Source organism: Sodalis sp. RH24 (assembly GCF_047324145.1).
In the GTDB taxonomy this organism is placed as follows: Bacteria; Pseudomonadota; Gammaproteobacteria; order Enterobacterales; family Enterobacteriaceae; genus Acerihabitans.
The window spans coordinates 2,810,083-2,827,964 of sequence record NZ_CP178729.1; the positions used below are offsets into that span (position 1 = coordinate 2,810,083).

At 59.8% G+C, this 17,882-nt stretch carries 15 protein-coding genes and 1 pseudogene; 11 read left to right on the top strand and 5 right to left on the bottom strand.

Features of this window, described 5'->3' with window-relative positions; genetic code table 11:
- Positions 1–199 precede the first annotated feature (199 nt).
- The 3 genes from xylA to xylR all read left to right on the top strand — a co-directional run bounded on the left by xylA (position 200) and on the right by xylR (position 4,377).
- Positions 200–1,519 (top strand): xylose isomerase, encoded by a 1,320-nt coding sequence (gene xylA / locus ACL2XG_RS12900; protein ID WP_413722030.1) that lies wholly within the window; start codon positions 200–202, stop codon positions 1,517–1,519.
- Between the two features lie 110 nt (positions 1,520–1,629).
- Positions 1,630–3,084 carry a xylulokinase gene (gene xylB / locus ACL2XG_RS12905; protein WP_410012276.1) on the top strand — a complete coding sequence of 485 codons (1,455 nt, stop codon included), beginning with the start codon at positions 1,630–1,632 and terminating at the stop codon, positions 3,082–3,084.
- Positions 3,085–3,198: 114 nt separating this feature from the next.
- A complete protein-coding gene (xylR, locus tag ACL2XG_RS12910; protein WP_413722029.1) occupies positions 3,199–4,377 on the top strand; it encodes a D-xylose utilization transcriptional activator XylR in 1,179 nt (392 codons plus the stop codon).
- Positions 4,378–4,445: 68 nt separating this feature from the next.
- Here the strand turns inward: xylR and ACL2XG_RS12915 are convergent.
- Positions 4,446–4,838 (bottom strand): annotated as a pseudogene (locus ACL2XG_RS12915) (winged helix-turn-helix transcriptional regulator); the annotation flags it as partial.
- Positions 4,839–4,918: 80 nt separating this feature from the next.
- On the opposite strand from ACL2XG_RS12915, the gene ACL2XG_RS12920 reads away from it, so the two are divergent.
- Positions 4,919–5,776 carry an SDR family oxidoreductase gene (locus tag ACL2XG_RS12920; RefSeq protein ID WP_413723539.1) on the top strand — a complete coding sequence of 286 codons (858 nt, stop codon included), beginning with the start codon at positions 4,919–4,921 and terminating at the stop codon, positions 5,774–5,776.
- A gap of 31 nt (positions 5,777–5,807) precedes the next feature.
- Here the strand turns inward: ACL2XG_RS12920 and ACL2XG_RS12925 are convergent, their stop codons facing one another.
- The 4 genes from ACL2XG_RS12925 to ACL2XG_RS12940 form a co-directional block, all read right to left on the bottom strand.
- Complete coding sequence (locus tag ACL2XG_RS12925; protein WP_410012280.1) at positions 5,808–6,236, bottom strand: CopD family protein; 429 nt, start codon at positions 6,234–6,236, stop codon at positions 5,808–5,810.
- On the bottom strand, positions 6,236–6,610 hold the full coding sequence (locus ACL2XG_RS12930) for a DUF3817 domain-containing protein (protein ID WP_410012282.1): 375 nt from the start codon (positions 6,608–6,610) through the stop codon (positions 6,236–6,238). Before ACL2XG_RS12930 ends, ACL2XG_RS12925 begins: the two co-directional genes overlap by 1 nt.
- Before the next feature lie 176 nt (positions 6,611–6,786).
- Positions 6,787–8,034 carry an FAD-dependent monooxygenase gene (locus tag ACL2XG_RS12935; protein ID WP_410012283.1) on the bottom strand — a complete coding sequence of 416 codons (1,248 nt, stop codon included), beginning with the start codon at positions 8,032–8,034 and terminating at the stop codon, positions 6,787–6,789.
- A 353-nt stretch (positions 8,035–8,387) separates the two neighbouring features.
- Positions 8,388–9,035, bottom strand: coding sequence for an L-fuculose-phosphate aldolase (locus tag ACL2XG_RS12940; RefSeq protein ID WP_413722028.1), 648 nt, complete (start codon positions 9,033–9,035; stop codon positions 8,388–8,390).
- 626 nt (positions 9,036–9,661) lie between these two features.
- Here ACL2XG_RS12940 and ACL2XG_RS12945 point away from each other — a divergent pair.
- The 7 genes from ACL2XG_RS12945 (at position 9,662) to fucR (ending at position 17,771) form a co-directional block, all read left to right on the top strand.
- Positions 9,662–11,161, top strand: a complete 1,500-nt coding sequence (locus ACL2XG_RS12945; protein ID WP_410012287.1) for a sugar ABC transporter ATP-binding protein — start codon at positions 9,662–9,664, stop codon at positions 11,159–11,161.
- A 3-nt stretch (positions 11,162–11,164) separates the two neighbouring features.
- On the top strand, positions 11,165–12,145 hold the full coding sequence (locus tag ACL2XG_RS12950; RefSeq protein ID WP_413722027.1) for an ABC transporter permease: 981 nt from the start codon (positions 11,165–11,167) through the stop codon (positions 12,143–12,145).
- A 53-nt stretch (positions 12,146–12,198) separates the two neighbouring features.
- Positions 12,199–13,158: an ABC transporter substrate-binding protein gene (locus ACL2XG_RS12955; RefSeq protein ID WP_413722026.1), complete on the top strand. Its 960-nt coding sequence runs from the start codon at positions 12,199–12,201 to the stop codon at positions 13,156–13,158.
- A 63-nt stretch (positions 13,159–13,221) separates the two neighbouring features.
- Positions 13,222–14,982 (top strand): L-fucose isomerase, encoded by a 1,761-nt coding sequence (locus tag ACL2XG_RS12960; protein WP_413723538.1) that lies wholly within the window; start codon positions 13,222–13,224, stop codon positions 14,980–14,982.
- Positions 14,983–15,060: 78 nt separating this feature from the next.
- Positions 15,061–16,536 carry an L-fuculokinase gene (gene fucK / locus ACL2XG_RS12965; RefSeq protein WP_413722025.1) on the top strand — a complete coding sequence of 492 codons (1,476 nt, stop codon included), beginning with the start codon at positions 15,061–15,063 and terminating at the stop codon, positions 16,534–16,536.
- Positions 16,530–16,958: an L-fucose mutarotase gene (fucU, locus tag ACL2XG_RS12970; RefSeq protein ID WP_410012292.1), complete on the top strand. Its 429-nt coding sequence runs from the start codon at positions 16,530–16,532 to the stop codon at positions 16,956–16,958. Before fucK ends, fucU begins: the two co-directional genes overlap by 7 nt.
- Positions 16,959–17,048: 90 nt before the next feature.
- Entirely contained in the window at positions 17,049–17,771 is a 723-nt protein-coding gene (gene fucR, locus ACL2XG_RS12975; protein WP_413722024.1) for an L-fucose operon activator, read from the top strand.
- Positions 17,772–17,882 lie beyond the last annotated feature (111 nt).

The following is a 17,882-nucleotide window of genomic DNA, read 5'->3' on the forward strand; positions in this document are numbered from 1 at the left end:
CGCTTTTATCCCCTATTCCTTGTGATCCCGCGCACAATTAATAATTTCATGAATGGCGATGTGAAATAACGTAATTGATCGCGCCGGGCGTTATTACCAGAATCAAGCACAGATTTGCTTATTGTGCCGTCATATTTACCCGCCGGCCTGATAAATCCCGTCCGCTTCAGAACGGACCTGGTGTTTCCAAGGAGTCATTATGTCTCAATTCTTTGATCAAGTTGAAAAAATCCGTTTTGAAGGTACGCAAAGCACCAATCCGCTGGCGTTTCATCACTATAACGCCGACGAAAAGATTTTGGGTAAACGCATGGAGGACCATTTGCGTTTTGCCGTCTGTTACTGGCATACCTTCTGCTGGGGCGGCACCGATATGTTCGGCGTGGGTTCTTTCGACCGTCCCTGGCAGCACGCGGGAGACGCGCTGGCCCAGGCGCGGCTGAAAACCGATGTGGCCTTTGAATTTTTCAGCAAACTGGGCGCGCCTTATTACTGTTTCCATGATATTGATATCCTGCCGGACAGTCCCACCATCAAAGACTATCTGAATAACTTCGCCATATTGACCGACGTGCTGGCGCAAAAGCAGCAGCAGACCGGCATCAAGCTGCTGTGGGGCACGGCGAATTGCTTTAGCCATCCGCGTTACGGCGCCGGCGCGGCCACCAGTCCGGATCCAGAAATCTTCGCCTGGGCCGCCACCCAGGTCAACAGCGCCATGGACGCCACCCGCAAACTCGGCGGGGAAAATTACGTGCTGTGGGGCGGACGCGAAGGCTATGAAACGCTGCTGAACACCGATTTACGCCAGGAACGCGAGCAGATCGGCCGCTTTATGCAAATGGTGGTGGAACATAAACACAAAACCGGTTTCCAGGGCGCGCTGCTTATCGAACCCAAACCCCAGGAGCCGACCAAACACCAGTACGACTATGACGTCGCCACGGTGTACGGCTTTTTAAAACAGTTCGGCCTGGAAAAAGAGATCCGGGTTAACGTCGAGGCCAACCACGCCACGCTCGCCGGGCATACGTTCCATCATGAAATCGCCACCGCCATAGCACTCGGGATCTTTGGTTCGGTAGATGCCAATCGCGGCGATCCGCAGTCCGGTTGGGATACCGACCAGTTCCCCAACAGCGTGGAGGAAAATGCGCTGGTGATGTATGAAATCCTCAAGGCCGGCGGCTTCACGACCGGCGGACTGAATTTCGATGCCAAGGTACGCCGGCAAAGCACCGATAAATACGATCTGTTCCACGGCCATATCGGCGGCATGGATACCATGGCGCTGGCGCTGAAAGTGGCGGCGAAGCTCATCGAAGACGGTCGCCTGGAGCAGATGGTGAAGGCGCGCTACGCGGGCTGGAACGGCGATTTGGGGCAGCGGATACTGCAGGGCAACCTTTCCCTTGCCGAGCTGGCCCAGTACGCCGGCAAGCACGCCCTGGCGCCGGAGCATCGCAGCGGACAGCAGGAACTGCTGGAAAATATCGTCAACCAGGTCTTGTTCAGCTAACGTCTCCGGCGGCGATCCCGGCGTCCGCGCTGGCGGACGGCCGCTATAGTCAACCCGCGCCGCCCCCGCCAACGCGGGGGCGGCGCGGTGACAATTCAGAAGGATAGCGTATGTATATCGGCATAGATTTGGGCACCTCCGGCGTGAAAGCCATTCTGCTGGACGAGGCGCAGCATATTCTGGGCAGCCATACGGAACCCCTGACCGTTTCCCGGCCCCGGCCACTGTGGTCCGAGCAGGACCCGGAGCAGTGGTGGCGGGCGGCCGACAGCGCCATGCGCGCCCTGGCCGCCCGGCATGATCTGAGCGGGGTGCGCGCCCTCGGACTGACCGGCCAAATGCACGGCGCGACGTTGCTCGATAAGCAGCAGCGGGTATTGCGCCCGGCCATTTTGTGGAACGACGGGCGCAGCTTTGCCCAGTGCCGCTCGCTGGAAGACGACGTGCCCCGTTCCCGGGATATCACCGGCAACCTGATGATGCCCGGTTTTACCGCCCCCAAGCTGCGCTGGGTACGCGAACAGGAACCACAGATCTTTGCGCAAGTGGATAAGGTCCTGCTGCCGAAAGACTACCTCAGGCTGCGTCTAACCGGGGATTTCGCCACCGATATGTCCGATGCGGCGGGGACGATGTGGCTGGATGTCGGGCGCCGCGACTGGAGCGATGCGCTGCTGGGCGCCTGTGGGCTGTCCCGGGCGCAGATGCCGCGGTTGTTCGAGGGCAACCAGGCGACCGGCACTCTGTTGCCGCAGGTGGCGGCAAGCTGGGGCATGGCCGCGGTGCCGGTGGTGGCCGGCGGCGGCGACAACGCGGCCGGGGCCATCGGCGTCGGCCTGTATCGCCGGGGACAGGCCATGCTGTCGCTTGGCACCTCCGGCGTTTATTTTGCCGTCAGCGATGGGTTTCTCAGCAATCCCGAGCAGGCGGTGCACAGTTTTTGCCATGCGCTGCCGGGTACCTGGCATCTGATGTCGGTCATGCTCAGCGCCGCATCCTGCCTGGACTGGGCTGCCCGCCTGACCGGCATCGGCAGCGTGCCGGCGCTGCTGGAAGCCGCCGCGCAGTCCCGCCCCGGCGCGGCGCCGGTGTGGTTTTTACCCTATCTTTCCGGCGAACGCACGCCGCACAATAATCCCAACGCCACCGGCGCGTTTTGGGGGCTGACCCATGAACACGGCCCGGCCGACCTGGCGCGCGCGGTGGTGGAAGGCGTCAGCTTCGGCCTGGCGGACGGTATGGACGCCCTGCACGGCACCGGCCTGCGGCCGGACAGCATCACGCTGATTGGCGGCGGGGCGCGCAGCGAATACTGGCGGCAGCTGCTGGCCGATGTCAGCGGCGAGGCGCTGGACTACCGCACCGGCGGCGACGTCGGTCCGGCGCTGGGCGCGGCGCGTCTGGCGCAGCTTAGCTGCCACCCCGGGGCGTCCTGGGCGGACATGCTGCCCGCGCTGCCGCTGGAGGCCCGCTATACGCCGGATAAGGAGCGGCACGAGGCTTATGCGGAGCAACGGAAAGTATTCCGCCGGTTCTACCAGCAGGTGGCGCATTTGGGCGAGTAGAGCCTCGCCCGCACTTTATAATGAATTTGCTAGCTGGCGCACATCCGGTCAATTCTTTCTGATTGTTCAAAGGTATATGCTGGCCTTCGGCAGATTTTCGTGAGAACCCACCGTATGTTTGAAAAACGTTATCGTATAACTCTATTATTTAATGCCAATAAAGTGTACGACCGCCAGGTTATCGAGGGGGTGGGCGAGTATTTGCAGGCGTCGCAGTGCGATTGGGATATTTTTATCGAAGATGATTTCCGCTGCCGTATCAACCGTATTGAAGAGTGGCTGGGCGACGGCGTGATTGCCGATTACGACGATAAGGAAATTGAACTGCTGCTCAGCGAGGCCAAGGTGCCGATTGTCGGCGTCGGCGGCTCTTACCAGCATGCCGAGGAATATCCGCCGGTGCACTATATCGCCACCGATAACCATGCGCTGGTGGCCAGCGCTTTTTTGCACCTGAAGGAAAAAGGCCTGAACCGGTTTGCTTTTTACGGCCTGCCGGCCAGCAGCGGCAAGCGCTGGTCACACGAACGCGAGCAGGCGTTTCGCAAACTAACGGCGGATGAGTATTACCAGCCGATAGTCTACCAGGGCGTGGAAACCGCGGTGGATAACTGGCAGCATGCCCAAAACCGGCTGGCCGACTGGCTGCAGTCGCTGCCGCCGCAAACCGGCATCATCGCGGTAACCGATGCCCGCGCCCGCCATCTGCTGCAGGTATGTGAACACCTGAATATCGCCGTGCCGGAAAAACTGTGCATTATCGGCATCGATAATGAAGAGCTGGCGCGGTGCCTTTCCCGGGTAGCCTTATCGTCCGTCGCCCAGGGCACCCGCCAGATGGGCTACCAGGCCGCCAAGCTGCTGCACCAGTTGCTGAATAAATCACGGCTGCCGCTGCAGCGGATTCTGGTGCCGCCGCTGAAAGTCATGGAGCGCCGCTCGACGGACTTCCGCTCGCTGCGCGATCCGGCGGTGATACAGGCGATGCATTATATCCGCTATCATGCCTGCAAGGGCATCAAGGTCGAGCAGGTGCTGGACGTGGTGGGCATGTCCCGCTCCAACCTGGAAAAACGGTTTAAGGACGAAACCAGTAAAACAATTCATAACGTCATCCATGAGGAAAAGCTGGAGAGCGCGCGCAATTTATTGATCTCCACGTCGCTCACCATCAATGAAGTCTCGCAAATGTGCGGCTACCCTTCTTTGCAATATTTTTATTCGGTATTTAAAAAAGGGTTTGATATCACGCCCAAGGAATATCGTGAAAAATATGGCGAAATGTCTTATTAGCGCCGCGCGCTGCCGGTGCGGCTGACCATTGCGGCATCAGGCACGGCCAGGGCATCCGCTTCCCGCCGCGCCGGTTTTGCCTGCCGCGCCTGCATAATCTGCGGCAAATGGGTTTCTATCCAGTCGGCCAGGTGTTCCACGATAGCACCGACCTCCAGTCCCAGCCCGCTAAGGCTATATTGCACATGGGGCGGCATCACCGGCAGGGATTGGCGGATGACCAGGCCGTCCTCCTCCAGGCACGAGAGGGTCTGCGCCAGCATTTTTTCACTGACGCCGCCCACTTTACGGCGCAGCTCGCTAAAACGATGGGTACCTTGCGACAAGGCGATCAGCACCAGTACGCCCCAGCGGCTGGTCAGGTGTTTCAACACCTCCCGCGACGGGCAATTGACGTCAAGCAATTCGCCGCGCTGCATTTGCCGCGCCAGCGTGGATTTGGGTGCCGCCTGAAAATTCATATACTTACCTTTTTGTTAGTACTTACTTTAAGTAAGTATAGGGGATATGATGCTCTTTCTGAAGCCCAAAGGAGAAAATGATGATTGTTATTACAGGCGCGACCGGCCAACTGGGCCGTTTAGTGATAGCTGAACTGTTAAAAACCCATCCGGCCGCGGATCTGGTGGCCGCCGTGCGCTCGCCGCAAAAAGCGCAGGATCTGGCGGCGCGCGGCGTTAACGTGCGCCAGGCCGATTATGACCGGCCCGAGACGCTGGACAGCGCGTTTAAGGGCGCGACGAAACTGCTGCTGATCTCCTCAAGCGAACTCGGCCAGCGCACGCGCCAGCATGGCGCCGCGATCGACGCCGCCAAACGCGCCGGGGTGGAATTACTGGCTTACACCAGCTTGCTGCATGCCGATACCAGCCCGCTGGGACTTGGCGAAGAGCACCGCGCAACCGAAGCGCTGCTGCGTGATTCCGGCCTGCCGGTCGTGCTGCTGCGCAACGGCTGGTACAACGAAAACCATGCCGCCGGCGTCCCCGCCGCCCTGGCCCACCACGCCCTGGCGGGCAGCGCCGGCGACGGCAGGATAGCCTCGGCCGCGCGCGCCGACTTTGCCGCTGCGGCGGCAAAGGTATTAACCCTGGACGGCCAGGCCGGTAAAGTGTATGAACTGGCGGGGGACAGCGCCTATACCCTGTCCGAACTGGCGGCGGAAATTACCCGCCAGTCCGGCGTGGCGGTGAAATATGTCGACCTGCCGCCATCGGAATACCAGGCGCTGCTCAGCCAGGCGGGACTGCCCGGGCCGGTTGCCGCGCTGCTGGCTGATTCTGATGCCGGCGCGTCGCAGGGCGGGCTGTTTGACGATGGCCGGCAGTTGAGCCGGCTGATAGGCCGCGCCACCACGCCCATCAGGGATACGGTGGCCGCCGTACTGAAAGCCGGGTAATCGCCCGCCGCGATGCGCGGCGTTGCCCGCGCTACAGCGGCTGCAGCACGATCAGCAGCACGCAGGCGATAAGCGCCACCAGGGTAAAGGCGGCGGCGTGGCGCAGGATGGCCGGGGCCGTCAGTTCGGCGCGGCCCAGGCTGCGGCGCAGCGATCCCGACTGCATACCGTGCAGCGCCGATAACGCCAGCACAAAGATGACCTTGATGATAAGCGACAGGGACGGCGGCCAATTGCCCATCAGGGTCAGCGCCAGCCCGGAAAGCCAGGTGACGATCATGGCCGGCAGCGTCACGGTTTGGTTAAAACGCTGCACGGCGCTGAATAGCCGCAGGCCGGGCGCGCGCTCGGCGGCGGGAGTGTGTTTCCAGGCGGTCATCGCCACCGCCAGCAGCAGCATACCGCCTATCCACAGCGTGAACGCCACCAGATGCAGCGCCTTTATCAGCATATAGGTCATTATATCCGTTTCTCCTTAACCGGCACGCCATCCACGCCCGGCCCGGCTTCACGCCGTTTAATCATGCCCACGTTAAAAAACGTCCCGAAAGGGATAAAAGCCAGGATCAGCAGGCGCGCCACCTGGGCTTTACGCCACATACCGCCGGCGGCGGTATTCACCACCATCCAGGCGTAAAACAGAAAAGCCAGTCCGTGGATCGGCCCCATCGCCGCACTCACCTGAGGAAAGCCGGCGAGGTGTTTTAACGGCACGGCAATGCACACCAGGATAACCAGCGTACAGCCTTCCACCACCGATGCGAGATGCAGGCGTCTTAACAGCGTAAGCTCCGCGCCGTCCAGACCCTGGCGCGATTGATTGTCGATGGCCACGTTCGCCCTTTTTGCCGCTGCGGCGGCGATAGCTACTGAAAAAGTAGGGTTATTCTAACCGCAGGTTGCCATGACGGCAAGCCAGCCGGCCAATGCCGCCGCCGGCGGGTAACACGTCAACCGGGGCAGGCGACGGCGCCGGACCCCGCTGACCGGAGGGCGCCGGCGACATCCCCCTATCCCATAACAGAACGCGTGGCGGTCGCCGGCGCATCGGGCGGCGTGGCCGCGGGCGGGCTGAAGGCGGTGGCATCGTAGGCGAAGACCCAGTGAGCTTCCAGGCCGGACGCATGGGGATTCATCAGGGCCTTGACCTTGTAGCTGAAATCACGCCGGAACTGCTGCCACGGCGAGGACAAATGATACAGCCGGCCCCGCTCGCGCGCCGAAAGCTGGACCCGGCTGGTGCGCGGCAGCCGTTCCGCCTCGTATAACCGCAGCGCCCGGGGGATATCGCCGGCATTGGCCGCCAGGACGCTGGCCAGCACATATCCGTCCTCCATGGCCATGGCGGCGCCCTGGGCCAGGAACGGCAGCATGGGATGCGCCGCGTCGCCCAGCAGCGTGATATGCCCCAGCGACCAGCGCGGCATCGGATCCCGATCGAACAAGCCCCATTTCAGCACGTTTCGCGCGCAGGACAGAATGCGCAGCAGCTCGGGATGCCAGCCGCTGAACGTGCGCAACAGCTCGTCGCGATTACTGGGCAAATGCCAGGATGACTCCATCCAGTCGGCGGCTTCGCTGACCGCGACGATGTTCAACACCCGGCCGCCGCAGATGGTATAGGTCACGACATGTCCGTTGGGGCCAAGCCAGACGGCGGAAACCGGGCTGATAAAATCGGCGTGTTCGCCCAGGGTAATGGCGGCGCGCCAGCAGATATGGCCGGTAAAACGCGGCGCTTCGTCGCCAAACAGCGCGCCGCGCACCACCGAATGAACGCCGTCGGCGCCAACGATGACATCGGCCTCGTACTCCGCGCCGTTATCAAAGCGGGCGACCGCCGTCCCCTCATGGTTAAGCACCGAGACGCAGCGCGCGTTGTGGGTAATCAACCGCGCGTCGATAAGGCCGACCAGCATGGCCAGCAAATCGGCCCGGTGCAGGTGATAAAACTCCGCGCCAAACAGCTGCGGGCAGGCACTGGATAATGGCGTGCGAAACTTCTCCCGCCCGGTACGCCAGTTGCGCCCGACAATCGCCAGCGGCAGGTAGCCCAACCGCTGGAGTTCGCCGCCCAGGCCAAGGGCCTTTAACACTTTTACCGCGTTGGGCGTCATCTGCACCCCCGCGCCCACTTCTCTAAATGCCGCTGTACGCTCAAACAGATGTGCTTCCATGCCCCGTTGCTGCAATGATGCGGTCAATGCAGCGCCACCGATGCCTCCGCCGATGACGCCTATACGAAGCTTACGATTCATTCAGTTAACCTTTGGTGAATAAACGTTTAATGAAATAGTGCTACACACCTTTTGTCGGAACCCGCCCAGGGTTCGCCGGGGACCCGGCGGGCGGGCGCAGCACATGTCGGGAGGCTTGGGGTTAAACGGCCGTCTCGGCATAGGGCGTGCTTATGTCAGTCTTGTTCACCACGGCGGGCGACGCAATGGCAGCGACGTTATAGACATATTGCTTATTATTTTATGAATAACGGCTAGCCGTATACGCTACCCTGAAGACGTTATGGCTGGCGGCCGCGCGGCGCCTCCCGGCGTCCGGCACCCCCTGCTGCCTCGGAAATTAACGCCGGCGCGGAGCCGGCGTTAAGGCCCGGTTATTGCTCCACACGCAGGCCGTAGGTTTTGAATTTTTCCACCACGCGCGCAATTTCATCGTTGGACAATACCGGCACCGGATCGATAATCGGCAGGAGTTTTAAGTACAGCGCGGCCAGCACCTCCACCTCATGGGCCAGCCACAGCGCCTTGGCCAGATTATCTTCCGCGGCGATAAGCCCATGATGCTGTAACAGGATGGCCTTACGGTGTTTGATCGCCGCGGCCACATGTTCGGACAAGGCCCGGCTGCCGAAGGTGGCGTAAGGCGCGCAGGGAATATCGCTGCCGCCGGCGGCGGCAATCATATAGTGGATCGCCGGAATCGGCCGGTTGAGGATCGACACGCCGGTACAGTTGACCGCATGGTTATGGACCACGGCGTTGGCGTCCGGCCGGGCCTGGTATACCGCCTGGTGGAAGCGCCATTCGCTGGAGGGGATCTTGTCCGTTTCGCCATGTCCCTGGCCGTCGACAAAGACAATGTGCTGCTCCGTCAGCTGCTCATAAGGGATACCGGACGGTGTAATCAGCATTCCGCCCTGGTAGCGGACGCTGACATTGCCGGCGGTACCCTGGTTCAATCCTAAACGCGTCATCTCCAGACACGTGGCGATAATCTCGTGCGCAAGCGTCGTTCTTGCCATGATTGCTCCTCAAGTTAATAAGTGCCATTTTTCCGCGTAATAATTAACTGAACGACTTACCCTGCCGTCGACGAGCATTATAATTGTGATAACATCGACATTATTTTAATGGTCATACGCTTTTCATCGTGCTGAAGTTAAATAGAAATGTCCGTTTAAACGCAGAACCGGCGTAAACGGTCAACCTGCTTTGTCTATTGTTAATAAGTGCCCGTTTTTTTACTAAACCTCTAATACGGTCATTTATCCGCCGCTATTTTTTTCGTGGCAGAAGAAAAATCATTTAACCGTCGTTTTTTTTAGTGATTAACTTCACAATTTATTTACATAACAGGCATTACCTCTCCCCCGCCGTAGGTTTTTATCCGTATCTGCCTTAGATTTTTTCCAGCGGCAGGCTTTTACGGCAAACACGTTCATTACCCCGCGCCGTAACGTCCCCGCCCGAGAAGAAGGGATAAACCGTCAATAAAATTGTTTTTTATCAGTGTATTAATCTGACTGGCCCGATCGCCATCACAAAAGGGGGATAAATACTTTGTTTATCCGGGAAACATGTCTTAAATAGCTAACTCGAGTTAGCTAAAACATTGAAACACCCAGAACCCGTTTTGTCCGGAGGCAACATGTCCGCAGCGTTGTTAACCATGAAGCATGTCACAAAACGATTCCCCGGGGTATTGGCCCTGGATAACGTTAACTTCGATTTAAACCGCGGGGAGGTTCATGCGCTGCTGGGTGAAAATGGCGCGGGCAAATCCACGCTGATGAAAATATTATCCGGTGTTTATTCTTGCGACGAGGGCCGGATAGAACTCGACGGCCGGCCGGTGACGATTACCAGCCCCATCCAGGCGGGGGCGTTGGGCATTGCCATTATTCACCAGGAATTCAATTTATTTCCTGATTTAACCGTGGAAGAAAATATTTATATCGGCCGGGAATTTCATCAACGCGCGCCATGGATCCTGGATGACGTCGCCCAGCGGCAGGCGGTCATGAATATCCTGCAGATGCTGAACCTGACCATCGATCCGGCCAGGCGCATCCGTGAATTGACCGTGGCGCAGCAGCAGATGGTGGAAATCGCTAAGGCGCTCTCGGTCAACGCCAAAATCCTGATCATGGACGAACCTACCGCGGCCCTGACCGAAAGTGAAATCGACAGTCTGTTCAAGGTGATCGAACTGCTTAAGTCGCAGGGGGTCGCCATCGTTTATATCTCCCACCGGCTGGAGGAACTGGCGCTTATCGCCGATCGGGCCACGGTCATGCGCGACGGTAAATATATCGCCACCGTCGATTACACCATGGTGCGCATCGAACAGCTGATCGCCATGATGGTGGGACGCGAACTGGGCGATATCTACCCCGCCCGGGCCGCCATTCCCGGCGACGACGTGGTGCTCGACGTCCATAATCTCGGCCGTAAGGGCGTACTGCACGATATTACCTTTGCGCTGCGCAAAGGCGAGATCCTCGGTATCGCCGGCCTGATGGGCGCCGGACGAACCGAGGTGGCGCGGGCGCTGTTTGGCGCCGATCCCATGGACCACGGGGAAATACGCCTGTCCGGACATCGCGTCAAAATAAGCAGCGTGCACGGCGCCATCGCCCTGGGCATCGGCTATCTGACCGAAGATCGCAAAAAAGACGGGCTGGCGCTGGGCCTGTCGGTCGGCACCAATATTATGCTCAGCAGTTACCGGCACTATGCCAACGGCTTAGGGATTATCGACGACAAAAGGTGTCACGCCGAAAGCGAGCGCCTGCGCCGCCAGCTGCGTATTAAAACGCCTGACCTGGAACAACTGGCGGTAAATTTAAGCGGCGGCAACCAGCAGAAAATTATTATCGCCAAATGGCTATGCAAGAATTCGGAAATATTGATTTTTGATGAACCGACACGCGGCATTGACGTCGGCGCCAAGCTCGAAATATACGATTTGATGAACCGTCTGACGGCGGAAGGTAAATCAATCATTATGATTTCGTCTGAATTACCGGAGATCTTGGGCATGTGCGACAGGATATTGGTAATGCGGCAGGGGCGTATTACCGCCGAGCTGTCGGCCGCGCAGGCCACCCAGGAAAATATAATGAAATATGCAACGCTTGAGGGGTAAATCATGATTGGCATAACCAAATATTTACAGAACGGCTCCAATAAAAAAATAAGCAATAAAGCGTTGCTGATGCGTTTTGCTCCGCTGCTCAGCCTGATTCTGCTGATGATATTTTTCAGCCTCGGTTCGCCGTTTTTCCTGAACACCGAAAACCTGATGACCATCGCCCTGCAAACCTCGGTAATAGGCATCATGGCCATTGGCGTAACCTATGTCATTATTACCTCCGGCATCGACCTGTCGCTGGGGTCGGTGGTGGCGTTTTCCGGCGTGGCCATCGGCCTGGGGGCCGCGGCCGGACTGCCGCTGGCGCTGTGTATCCTCTGCGGGGCGCTGGGCGGCGCGTTGTGCGGTTATATCAACGGTTTTCTGGTGGCCCGGGCGGCCATTCCCCCCTTTATCGCCACGCTCGGCCTGATGATGTCGGTGCGCGGCATCAATATGGTGCTGACCGACGGCCGCGCCATTTATTTTTCGCAATATCCCGGTTTTAAAACCCTGGCCCAGGGCAAGCTGTTCGATTTCCTGCCCTATCCGGTTATCTACCTGATCGTACTGGCGGCCATTGCCGCCTATATCCTGAAAAGAACCGTTATCGGCCGGTATATCTACGCCGTCGGCAGCAATGAGGACGCCGCCCATTTATCGGGAATCAAGGTGCGGAACGTCAAACTGTTCGTTTATCTGTTCTGCGGCATATTGACCGGCATCGCGGGAGTGGTGCTGGCATCACGGCTGAATTCCGGACAACCGACGGTGGGCGTGGGCTATGAGCTTGAGGCCATCGCCGCGGTGGTGATCGGCGGCACCAGCCTGATGGGCGGCATCGGTACCATCGGCGGCACTATTATCGGCGCCTTTATCATGAGCGTGCTGAAAAACGGACTGAATTTAATGGGCGTGTCGCAATTCTGGCAAATGGTTGCGATGGGCATTGTCGTGGTTGCGGCGGTGTATCTGGATACGCTGCGCAAAAAGATCTGATTCACCGACGTTCCTGTTATCTGGACAGTAAAAATATCACTTTGGAGGTTGTCATGATGAAATTAATCAGGTTGTGCGGCATCGCGCTGTTCACGCTATGCGGCGCGGGCGGCGCTGATGCCGCCACCGGCGATATCTCTATTCCGGTGGTGAGCAAAGGCTACCAGCATGAATTTTTCCAAACGGTAAAACTGGGTTCGGAGGCGGCGGCAAAAGAATTAGGCATAAAAACCAGTTTTGTCGGCCCGTCCGATGAAACGCAAATCGCCGAACAAATCCAGCTGATGGAAAATACCATCACGCGCCAGCCCAGCGGTATTCTGCTCGCGGCACTGGATGCCAACGCCCTGGTGCCGTTGGTGGAAATGGCGCACAGCAAAAAAATCGCTGTCGCCACCTTCGACTCCGGCGTCAACTCCGATATCCCGGTGAGCTTTGTCGCCACCAATAACGTCAAGGCCGGCTCCGCGGCGGCGGACGCCCTGGCGAAAGAGGTGGGAGGCAAAGGCAAGGTCGGCATTATCGCCCATGTGGCGGGCACCACCTCGGCGATAGAGCGTACCGAGGGTTTTACCAAGACCATCAAGGAAAAATATCCCGCCATTACCCTGCTGCCGGTACAGTACAGCGACGGCGACCCGCAGAAAGCCATGGATAAAACCATCGATATGGTACAGGCCAATCCCGACCTGGCGGGCATCTATGCCACCAACGAGGGGTCGACGCTGGGCGTTGCCAACGCCATTGACAGCCTGAGCCTGGCCGGCAAGGTCAAGGTGATCGGTTTCGACAGTACCGAGGCCATTATCGGTTTCCTGAAATCCAATACCCTGCAGGGTTTTATCGTCCAGGACGCCTACCAGATCGGCTACCAGGGCATCAAGACCCTCGACAGCTTCCTGAAGGGACAGAAGGTGGCCAAGGTCATCGATATCCCGGTGAAATTCGTTACCCAAACCAATCTTAACGATCCGGCTATCCAGAAATTGCTCTATCCGTTCGGCAAAAAATAACCGTCAACGTCACAAGGAATTGCCATGAACAAGACAACAGCTTCCCCACAGCGGCATGACGATATGCCGGCCATCGGCATTCGCCCGGTTATTGACGGCCGTCGCCTGGGCATCCGCGAATCGCTGGAAGAACAAACGCTGTCAATGGCGCGCGCCACCGCCACCCTGCTAACCGCGTCCCTGCGCTACCCCAACGGCGAGCCGGTGGCGTGCGTCATCGCCGATACCTGCATTGCCGGGATGGCGGAATCCGCCGCCTGCGAGCGCAAATTCAGCGGCCGCAACATCGGCCTGACCATTACCGTAACGCCGTGCTGGTGCTACGGCAGCGAAACCATCGACATGGACCCCTTCCGGCCGAAAGCCATCTGGGGGTTTAACGGCACCGAGCGCCCCGGCGCGGTGTATCTTGCCGCCGCGCTGGCCGGCCATAACCAGAAAGGACTGCCGGCGTTCGCCATCTATGGCCGCGACGTGCAGGACGGCGGGGACGGCGCCATTCCCGACGACGTGCGGGAAAAGCTCCTGCGCTTCGCCCGCGCGGGCATTGCCGCGGCATCCCTGCGCGGTAAAAGCTATCTGTCCATCGGCGGCGTCGCCATGGGCATCGCCGGTTCCATTGTCGATCATGACTTTTTTGAATCCTGGCTGGGCATGAAGGTGCAGGCGGTGGATATGACCGAGCTGCGCCGCCGCATGGATCAGGGCATTTATGACGAGGAAGAACTGGCGCTGGCGCTGACCTGGGCGGACAAGGCCTTTCGTTTCGGCCCGGACAAGAATGCGCAGCGGTACCGCCGCGATGCCGCGCAAAGCCGCGGCGTATTGCGCGACAGCCTGCTGATGGCGATCTGTATCCGCGACATGATGCAGGGCAGCGCTAAGGTGGCGGCCAAGGGCTTTATTGAGGAGTCTTTGGGCTATAACGCCATTGCCGCCGGCTTCCAGGGGCAGCGGCATTGGACCGATCAGTACCCCAACGGCGACACCGCCGAGGCATTGCTCAACAGCGCGTTCGACTGGAACGGGGTACGCGAGCCGATGGTGGTGGCGACGGAAAACGATAGCCTGAACGCCGCCGCCATGCTGTTCGGCCGCGCCCTGACCGGCACCGCGCAGATTTTTGCCGATGTGCGTACCTACTGGTCGCCGCAGGCGGTGGAACGGGTTACCGGCCACCGGCTTGAAGGCCGGGCCGCGGCGGGCATTATCCATCTGATCAACTCCGGCTCGGCGGCGCTTGACGGCACCTGCCGCCAGACCGATGACGCGGGCAACCCCACCATCAAACCGCATTGGGAGATAACCGAACAGGACGCCCAGGCGTGCCTGGCGGCCACCGCGTGGTGCCCGGCCATTCATGAGTATTTTCGCGGCGGCGGCTATTCGTCATGCTTTTTAAGCCGGGGCGGCGTGCCGTTCACCATGACGCGCGTCAATATCATCCGCGGCGTCGGACCGGTGCTGCAAATCGCCGAGGGCTGGAGCGTCGATTTGCCCGCCGGAGTCCACGATACGCTGAACCAGCGCACCGACGCCACCTGGCCGACCACCTGGTTCGCCCCCCGGCTGACCGGGCAAGGACCGTTTCGCGACGTCTACTCGGTGATGGCCAACTGGGGCGCCAATCACGGGGTGCTCAGCGTGGGCCACGTCGGCGCGGATTTTATTACCCTGGCGGCGATGCTGCGCATCCCGGTTTGCATGCATAACGTGGCGCCGGAAGACATCTACCGGCCCTCCGCCTGGGCCGCCCACGGCATGGATCCGGAAGGACAGGATTACCGCGCCTGCGCCAACTACGGCGCGTTATATAAAAAATAATCCCGGCGGCGCGCGGCCGGATCCCGGCGCTATCGCGGGATTGCCGGCCCCGCCCCTTGACGCGAGTGGGGAGACGGTATGAAGCAAGATGTGGTTATCGTACTGGACTGCGGCGCCACCAATATCCGGGCGATCGCCATGGCCCCGGACGGCCGGACGGTCGCCAAGGCGGTTATGCCGAACGCCAGCCTGCCGGCGGCGGAGAACCCCGACTGGCAAACCTGGTCGCTGGACAGCATTATGGACGGCTTCAGCCAGTGCTCCCGCCGCCTGGCGGCCGAACTGGCGTCATGCCGGGTGCGCGGCCTGGCCGTGACCACCTTTGGCGTCGACGGCGCGCTGGTGGATGCGCAAGGCGCCTTGCTGTATCCGGTTATCAGCTGGAAGTGTCCGCGCACCGCGCCGGTGATGGCCGATATCGCCCGCTATATCAGCCCGGCGGAATTACAGGCGATATCGGGCGTCGGCCAGTTCAGTTTTAATACCCTGTATAAACTTATCTGGCTGAAACAGCATCATCCCGCATTGCTGGCGAAGGCCCGCGCCTGGCTGTTTATCTCGTCGCTTATCAACCACCGTCTGACCGGCGCGTTCACCACCGATCGCACCATGGCCGGCACCAGCCAGCTGCTGGATGTCGGGCGCGAATGCTTTAGCGCGCGGATACTGGCGGCCGTCGGCCTGGACGCCGCGCTGTTTCCACCGCTGGTGAACGCCGGCGATATCATCGGCGCGCTGCTGCCCGCCGCCGCCGCCAGGCTTGGGCTGCCGCCGGGCCTGCCGGTGATCGCCGCCGGGCATGACACGCAGTTTGCCCTGTTCGGGTCGGGGGCCGGGCTGGACCAGCCGGTGCTGTCCTCCGGCACCTGGGAAATACTGATGGTACGCAGCCGGCGGGTGGACACCGGCATACTGCCGCGTATCGCCGGGTCCACCTGCGAGTTGGACAGCTGCGCCGGCCTGTTTAATCCCGGCCTGCAATGGCTGGCCTCCGGCGTACTGGAGTGGGTGCGCGAGCTTTGCTGGTCGGCAACGCCGGCCAGCAAAGTCTATCAGGCGATGATTCGCGAGGCGCGCGAGGTGCCGCCGGGGGCGGACGGCGTCAGGATGAGCGGTTCCCTGCTGGCGGCGGGGGCGGGACTGGCAAGCTGGCAGGGACTTGCGCTGGCGGCGCGGCGCGGCCATATTTATCGCGCCGCGCTGGAAGGACTGGCCGTGACCCTGCGCGATAATCTGGCATTATTAGCGCAAATAGGACATTTCACCGTCAGTGAACTGACGCTGGTGGGCGGCGGCGGTCGCAATGCCCTGTGGAACCAAATCAAGGCCGACCTGCTGCAGGTGCCGATCAAAGTGATGGACGAGGCGGAAACCACGGTATTGGGCGCCTCGATGTTTATCTGGAGCGGCATCGGTTATGTTCCGTCGCCGGAAGATGCCCGCGCCCTGGTCGGCTATCGCTATCAATGGTTCAGGCCCGGCGGCGACTATGCCGATATTAAGTGGCCCCCGACCGGGCTCCCATCCCCTCGAACTGGAGTGCATGTATGTTAAAACTGATATCCCCGCTTATCTCGCCGTCGCTGCTAAAAACGCTGGCCGAAATGGGCCATGGCGACGAGATTGTTTTCGCCGATGCGCATTTTCCGGGGCATTCCCTCGGCCCGCAGGTGCTGCGCGCCGACGGGCTGGACATCGGACCGCTGCTGGCGGCGGTGATCCCGCTGTTCCAGCTGGACAGCTATGCGCCGCCGCTGGTGATGATGATGCCCGGCGCAGGGGATGAACTGGACCCGGCGGTGGAAAACCGCTACCTGCAGGCCTTGTTTGGCGCGGGCGAACGCCTGCCGGTGACGCGCATCGACCGGTTTGCTTTTTACGAGCGCGCCCGGCGGGCGTTCGCCATCGTCATGACCGGCGAGCGGGCAAAATACGGTAATATCTTATTAAAAAAAGGGGTAACGCCCATATTTTGACCATCCGTTGCCGTATCTTATGCCGACAACCGCTTTCACACCCTGGCTTGGGGCGCCGGAAGCGGGACATCGGGTAAGCGGGAGGGCAAGATGAAATCAACGCGGCAGCAAGATATCCTGGCGTTAATATCCCAACAGGAGGTCCTGAAGGTGGATGAACTGGCGGCGTGGTTCGACGTCAGCAAGGAAACCATCCGCCGGGATTTCAACAGCCTGCAGGACCAGGGCCTGATCATCCGTCAACATGGCCGGGCCAAAGGCATTGCGCGCGGCAAACCCGACAGCGGCGACTCGTTTAATGCCCGCGTCAAAAGCCATTTAAACAGCAAGGCTGATATCGCCGGCCAGGCCCTGACCTGGGTTGACGAGGATATGGTGATTGCCCTGGATGCCAGCACCACGTGCTGGTACCTGGCCAAAAAGCTGCCGGACATCCCCCTAACCGTGTTTACCAATAGCGTCCGGGTGTGCAGCGAGCTGGAAAAGAAATCCCATATTACGCTGGTCAGCTCCGGCGGCACGTTGCAGCGTAAATATGCCTGTTACGTCAATCCAGCGCTGTTTTCCATTGTCAGGCACCTTGATATCGACCTGTTTATTTTTTCCTGCGAAGGCATTGATAATGACGATATCATGTGGGATTCGAACGCGATCAACGCCGATTACAAGACCTTGATGCTCAACAAGGCCACGCAGTCGCTGTTGCTGATGGACAAAAGCAAGCTCGGGCGCAGGAGCACGGTGAAAATCGGACCGCTGGCCCAGGTGGCGCGGGTCATTTCCGATACGGAGTACCGAAAGCCGCCAACGTGATGCGCCCGCCGCTATGGCCGGGGAAACGAAAAGCGGCGCATGGATATTAAAAACATAATATTTATTGCAAATAATTAAGTATATTAATGCTAAATCATTGAGCGAAAAATA